The sequence below is a fragment of the Synechococcus sp. genome (assembly GCF_982614295.1).
In genome coordinates, this window is the sequence record NZ_CEXBMR010000007.1 from 26,529 (window position 1) to 32,067 (window position 5,539).

5 protein-coding genes are annotated in these 5,539 nt (G+C 48.6%); all 5 read right to left on the reverse strand.

Features of this window, described 5'->3' with window-relative positions:
* Window positions 1-110: 110 nt before the first annotated feature.
* Window positions 111-791 carry an RNA methyltransferase gene (locus AC2JC8_RS02240; RefSeq protein WP_484401423.1) on the reverse strand — a complete coding sequence of 227 codons (681 nt, stop codon included), beginning with the start codon at window positions 789-791 and terminating at the stop codon, window positions 111-113.
* Between the two features lies 1 nt (window position 792).
* Window positions 793-1,929, reverse strand: a complete 1,137-nt coding sequence (gene dnaN / locus AC2JC8_RS02245) for a DNA polymerase III subunit beta (RefSeq protein ID WP_484401426.1) — start codon at window positions 1,927-1,929, stop codon at window positions 793-795.
* Window positions 1,930-2,271: 342 nt separating this feature from the next.
* Entirely contained in the window at window positions 2,272-3,375 is a 1,104-nt protein-coding gene (gene thrC, locus AC2JC8_RS02250) for a threonine synthase (RefSeq protein WP_461564862.1), read from the reverse strand.
* Between the two features lie 33 nt (window positions 3,376-3,408).
* Entirely contained in the window at window positions 3,409-3,909 is a 501-nt protein-coding gene (locus tag AC2JC8_RS02255) for an alpha/beta hydrolase (RefSeq protein WP_484401422.1), read from the reverse strand.
* Between the two features lie 31 nt (window positions 3,910-3,940).
* Window positions 3,941-5,539, reverse strand: a 1,599-nt coding sequence (locus tag AC2JC8_RS02260) for an ABC1 kinase family protein (RefSeq protein ID WP_484594130.1), incomplete at its 5' end; no start/stop codon positions are given.

A 5,539-nucleotide genomic window follows, 5' to 3' on the forward strand; every position in this document is an offset into this window, starting at 1 on the left:
AATTCAGAGTGCTCAAAAGCTGAATTAGACACCAGGGGTTACCGCTCCACATGTCATCACAGTGTGAATCAGAGCTGTGAACCAGAGCACTGAATTAGATCAAAATTAGATCAAATCCATGGATCTTCATCTGATTCAGGTTTAGGGAAACGGCGCGCTGTTGGCGCTTGATCCTCGGCTTCATCACGAAAGCGATCACCCCAAGAACGCAATCGATCTTCAAAGCCGTCAAAAGAATCCGGCACTTGATCGCGCCATTGCTTTGTGCGCCGCAACATCTGCTGGCGAATGCTGGCTTTTTCAAGGGGTAGATCGTCTAACTCCCGCAGCGAGGTGATCACTTGCCCGGGTTGTTGATCAAGTAAACGATCGGGATCCAAACGCCAGCGGCTAGTGCCTGGTAAGCGCGGATCACTGCGGGCCACTAAATAATGCAAAATACGGCCGCTACGCACTTCAACTACTGCATCTACCAAACGGCCAAGGCATACTTCAGCAGCTCCAAATAATTCAGCATCCAAAAGGGTTGGCAATAAAACGAGGGTTTCTTGATCGCTGCTAGCTGCTTCACCGCGCACGATTACCTCCCCTTCTGCCATTGCTACCAACTGGTTCAAACGCCAAACATTGCGGGCTGGCCCAAAAGCAGAAGGTCTTGTGCTCCAACCCAAAAGTCGATGGCAGGGGGGATGCATCCATGCCATGTGGCCAAGCCCCAGATCGAGGCCGTCTTCAGTGCGTACCCGAGCTCGTAACAAACCAGATATCGCCAAATTTGCTAGTGCTGCCACTTCAACTGCGGATCTGCACTGGCATCACCAGGTAAGTAAAAGAATCTTCCTCTGCCTCGCCGTGCAAAATCGCAGGGCTAGTGGAGGTATTGAGCCTTAAACACACCTCTTGCGCCGCCATTGATTTCAAACCTTCTAATACGTAGCGCACGTTGAATGCAAGTTCGATCGCTTCGCCTTCCATTCTGATCGTTAATGCTTCCGAACCACTACCCACATCTTGGGCATCAGCGCTGAGTAGCAACTGAGAAGTGCTGGGATTTGCGCTGAATTTAACTACGTTGTTGTGTTGATCAGCAAGCACTGCAACCCTTTCAAGGGCAGCAAGCAGGGGTTTACGTTCAATGCTCAGACTGCGAACAAAACTATCGGGTATTAATTGGCCGTAATTGGGATAAGTGCCATCGAGAGTGCGGCTGGTGAGCACTTGATCAGCCCATAAAAACACCACCTGGCCGCGATCACAGAACAAGCTGATCGATTCTTCACTTGGGCGAGCTGATAGCAAACGTTCCAGTTCCCGTAGGGAACGGGCTGGCACAGTTACAGCAAAGGGTTCGGCTCCCTGTTCCCCTCCGGCTTGATTACGCCTAACCGCTAAACGATGGCCATCTGTGGCAGCAAATTCCAAGCCGCCTTCCTCCACCTTGAGGTGAATGCCGGTGAGGATCTGCTTTGCTTCATCGCTGCTGCTTGCAAAAAGAGTGCTCCGCAAACCCTCTACTAAAGCTGAACCACTCAACAAAATCGGCCTGCCATTTTGGGCAAGTGGTAATTCAGGAAAATCTTCAGCGGTCATACCGCGCATCTGATAACTGCCAGAAAGGGCAGTGAGTTCCACCTGTTCTTCCCCTTCAGGGCAGGAGAGGGTGATGGGGCCATCAGGCGGCAAGCGGCTAACGATATCGGCGAGCAACTTTGCGGGCAGGGTGATGGCGCCACTGCCTTCTACCACCGCTGCAAAGCTGGTTTGGATCCCAAGGCTTAAATCAAATCCGGTGAGGCTGATCCGCCCTGCAGCTGCATCGGCTGTAACCAACACATTTGCAAGCACCGGATGGGTGGGTCTACCAGCAATTGCGCGGCTTACCAATTGCAGGCTGCTGTTGAGCTCTGTTTGGCTACAAACCAACTTCATCCCTTGGGGACCGATTGAATTGCTACCAAGCTTCCACACCAATTGCCAAATCGCAACGCGTAATTTCCCTCCTCTATCAAAAGGTTTAATAAATTAAAAGAAAAGAAATAACCAGTAGTAGTAGGGGCTGGGGAAAGCCTGGAAAAGCTTTAAAAGCATTGAAAATAAAGGGTTTTATCAAATAATTAGCTGTGGAACTTAATTGGCTGAATGGGGAAATAAAGAGGTTTTCCACTTTTTCCAATGCTTGTGTAAATCGCCCAAAAAAATTCGCGCTCAATAGCCCCAGGTTTTCCCCAGTTAATTTGAGCTTCTTCCCCAGACAGTTTGCGTCCCGGTTAATTAAAAACCCAGAACTTTCGCCACCGTTTCAGTGTTGGGATCTAGGTCGCCATGGAATGTGGCTTCACTGTGATCAATTGCTGTAGTTGGATCTTTGAGGCCATTACCGGTGAGTACACACACCACCCGAGCCCCAGAAGGAACCTCTTCTGCCCTTTGCAGTAACCCAGCCACAGAAGCTGCACTGGCTGGTTCGCAAAACACGCCTTCTTCGCGGCCAAGGAAGCGATAAGCGCTGAGAATTTCTTGATCGCTCACAGCTGAAAAACCACCATTACTTTCTTCCCTCACCTTCAGTGCTTTTTCGCGGTTAGCTGGGTTTCCGATCCGGATTGCAGTGGCAATCGTGTCTGGTTGTTCAACAGTGGTGCCATGCACTAATGGAGCTGATCCGGCTGCTTGAAAGCCCATCATTCGCGGCAAGGTGCGGCATCTACCAGCGTTTTTATATTCTTTAAATCCCATCCAGTAAGCGCTGATGTTGCCGGCATTACCCATGGGGATACAAAGCCAATCGGGGGCATCCCCCAACACATCAACCACCTCAAATGCAGCTGTTTTTTGCCCCTGCAAGCGATAGGGATTTAAAGAATTAACCAGTGTTACTGGGTATTTATCGGCCACCTCTCTAACGATGGTGAGGGCGCGATCAAAATTTCCGCGCACCGCCAGCACCTCAGCTCCGTAAAGCAAAGCTTGGGCTAATTTCCCTTGGGCTACATACCCATCGGGGATCAACACAAAGGCCCTCATACCGCCGCGGCGGGCATAGGCAGCAGCAGCAGCAGAGGTGTTGCCCGTGCTGGCACAAATCACAGCTGTAGCGCCAGCTTCCTTTGCTTTGCTTACCGCCATCGTCATGCCACGGTCTTTAAAACTACCGGTGGGGTTAAGACCATCCACCTTTAAATGCACCTGAATCCCCCTACCAAGCCTTGCTGATAAAGCAGGTGCAGCTACTAAAGGGGTAGAGCCTTCGCAAAGGCTGATTACAGGGGTGCGATCGCTAACGGGTAGCCAACGGTTGTAGGCATGGATAAGCCCCTGCCAGTTCTGTGTGGTGGGCCTTTGAAATAGGCCGCGAACGGAACTAGGAAAAGGCACGGAATGGCTTAAAAGAACATTTTAGCTGGGCGGTTACTTCAAGCCGTCTAAGGGAGCTTCCGAGAAAAAACGCACCAGTTCGCTTATGGAAGAAGCTTTTTTCAATATCCCTAATAGCTGGGGAATATCTACTGCCATTTCTTCGGCTGGATAGGCCCTAAGAAAACCCAGGGGGCTGAGCTTGCCATTGTTTTCAGCAACGCCTAGCACCAAAGCAGAACGCAAAGCTTGGATACCAAACTGCGGAGCTCGCAGGGGATGCATCACTGCAGTAGCCCTCGCCAAAATCGCTTCACCGATGCGGGTGTAAAGCAAACGGCTAGTAAGAACAACCGGAACAGGTAGTTCAGTTTTAATCATTCCCTGAACGGATTTTGGATTCTGCTTCGAAAATTTCAGCAGATCAGCCAGCAAACCAACGGGAACCCCTGTTTTTGCAAAAGATTCCAGATCGGATACATAAATCGTGCGTCGAAATGCACCGCTCACGAAAACTATGTTTTCAGTGGCCAGCACCGGTGGGATATGAAGCACGGCAACTGGGAAAAATTGTTTCGTTTTAAATCTAGGCTGCTGCGTTTAGTTGAAGTTTCAGCTTGGGGTCTGTAAGCACATCCCTCACCAAACGCACCACACTGCGTTCGGCTAAACCTTTTGCAAGCTCAAAACCCATCTCCCTGAGATCCGGTTCATTAAGAAGCCGTGGTAAGCGTTTTGTGAGCAGCTGCGCTTCAAACCCAGGAAGTTTATTGAGAATGGTCAGCAATTCACGAATTGGCTCGATACTTAGCAAGTGATTACTGTTAACTACTGCAGCTGAATTCTGTAATCCAGGGGGGCGCAGCTGTTTAGGAAGGCGCCTTCCAATCCTTTGAAACAACTGCCATCCTGCTGCATCGAGTTGATCGGCTGCGGCGTTAACCAACTGCATACGCAACACACCGGCTTTTGGAGAAAATAGAAAATCCAGGGTTTGGTCAATTAAACTATTAAGATCTAATTGTTGTTGTTTAGCAGCACTAAGTATTAAGTTTTCCAACCGAGACCACTTAAATACTTCTCCTTCAAATAACATTTCTTTAAGTGATTTTCTTAAATCAGGATCGGAATCTTCTAATAATCTGCGGGCAAAATATGGGTAGGCAGCACCGAGGATTTTAAAGTCTCTATCAACTGTTAAAGCAATACCTTCCAAGGTGATAAGCGAACGGATTATCAATGCATAGTATGGGGGTACTTGGAAAGGAAATTTATACATAACTCCTGATAAATCATCGGTAACTGCTTTGAAATCCATGCGGCTTACACCTTTTTCAAGCGCTTGGCTAAACACCTGCTCAAAGGCGGGAACAATCGGAGCTAGATTTACTTCTTGCGCTAGGAAACCAAGGCTAACAAAATCTTTTGAGAGGGCATCGAAATTCTTATTTACTAAATGCACCACAGCTCTAATTAAACCAGTTCGCGATTCTCGAGTTACCTCGCTCATCATGCCAAAATCAAGATAAGCCAAACGGCCATCCGGCAGAGCTAAGAGGTTGCCAGGATGGGGATCAGCATGAAAAAAACCATGCTCCAGGAGTTGCTGCAAGCTGCAATTAACACCAATTTCCACTAACTCTTCAGGGTCTACACCCATCGCTTGAACCGCATCTAAACGGGTTAATTTGATTCCCTCCATCCACTCCATGGTGAGCACCCGCCTGCTGGTGAGTTCGCGATAGATGGCAGGAACCGCAATACGGGCATTGTGGGCATGTAATTTAGCAAAATTCTCAGCATTACTAGCTTCGTTGTAATAATCCATTTCTTCAAAAACCCGCTTGCCTAATTCGTCTATTAAGGCAACTAAATCACTACGTATTAAACCAATATTAGATTTAAGCCAAGCGGCAATATTGCGAACAATATACAAATCAAGGGTGATTTGTTCTCTCAGCCCCGGTCTTTGTACCTTCACAGCCACCGCCCTACCGTCTTTAAGGGTGCCTCGATAAACCTGACCTAAAGATGCAGCTGAAATTGGCTCCGGTTCAAGGCTTCCAAATAACTCATCAACCGGAGCGCCAAGATCTTCAGCGATACAGGCTCTAGCAAGATCGCTAGAAAATGCTGGTAATTGATCCTGAAGCCTCGATAATTCCTCAAGTAACACCGGTGGAAC

Excerpts from the sequence above, each read along its gene's own strand:
- dnaN (WP_484401426.1), bottom strand. The coding sequence starts at position 1,929 with ATGAAGTTGGTTTGTAGCCAAACAGAGCTCAACAGCAGCCTGCAATTG.